Source organism: Catenibacterium sp. UBA627, from assembly GCF_002299355.1.
Taxonomy (GTDB): domain Bacteria; phylum Bacillota_I; class Bacilli_A; order Erysipelotrichales; family Coprobacillaceae; genus Catenibacterium; species Catenibacterium mitsuoka.
The window spans coordinates 1-1,022 of sequence record NZ_DBPF01000126.1; the positions used below are offsets into that span (position 1 = coordinate 1).

A 1,022-nucleotide genomic window follows, 5' to 3' on the forward strand; every position below is an offset into this window, starting at 1 on the left:
CATATAGACCATGCTATGCTACTCTTGTACCAAAATTAATTCGTGGCAAATACAGAGTATATCTACATTTAACCATTGAAGGTAAGGCAAAACCTAAATACGATAGATTCGGCAACCCAAGACATAAATATGGCAGAGGTATGATCGGTGCTGATATAGGAACACAGACAGTTGCCTATACTTCTGATACAGTAGTAGGACTTAAGAATCTTTCAGAGCGAGGCAGAAGTATTCAAAAATCCGAACGATTGGAAAGATTATATTATCGTGCTATGGACAGGTCAAGACGAGCAACTAATCCTCAGAATTATAATGAAGACGGTACAATAAAAAAAGGTCACAAGACCTGGAGATATTCTAATCATTATAAGAAACTAAAAGAAAAACATTCTGAATTATGTCGTATTAATGCGATAAATAGACAGCTTGCCATAAATGAAGATGCCAATTATTTAAGGAGTCTTGGTGATGTATTTATAACAGAACCCAGAAATGCAGGTAAGCTTATGAAAAGAGCCAAGGAAACTACAGTCAATAACAAGGGTAAGTTTAATAAGAAAAAACGTTTTGGCAAGTCTATAAAGAATAGGTGCCCTTCTGGGTTTCAGGCTACTGTAGAAGAAAAATTCAAGACCACAGGTGGTACATATATAGAAGTGCCTAATGATTATAGAGCATCACAATATGACCATACAGCAGATGACTACATAAAGAAGAAATTGTCTGACAGGATGTATCATCTATCAGATGGAACTCTAGTACAAAGAGACTGGTATTCATCATTTCTGTTGTACTGCTATGACTACAGGACTAGGAATATAGATAAAGACAGATGTATTTCAGAATTTGAAAAGTGTTACAGTAAGGAAGAAGCCTTAATTAAAAGAATTAAGATTAATAGAATCAAAGTATTAAATAGTGGAATCAAAATAGCATAAAATACACATCAGGGAGATTGATTATACTTCCGTATCGTAAGATAGAAATTTACCGTTAATGTGGTCGTTGGACTGCTTGGTAAT

At 34.6% G+C, this 1,022-nt stretch carries 1 pseudogene; it reads left to right on the forward strand.

The features are described from left to right. A pseudogene (locus B2S90_RS08650) lies at positions 1-938 on the forward strand (hypothetical protein); the annotation flags it as partial. Between the last annotated feature and the right edge of the window lie 84 nt (positions 939-1,022).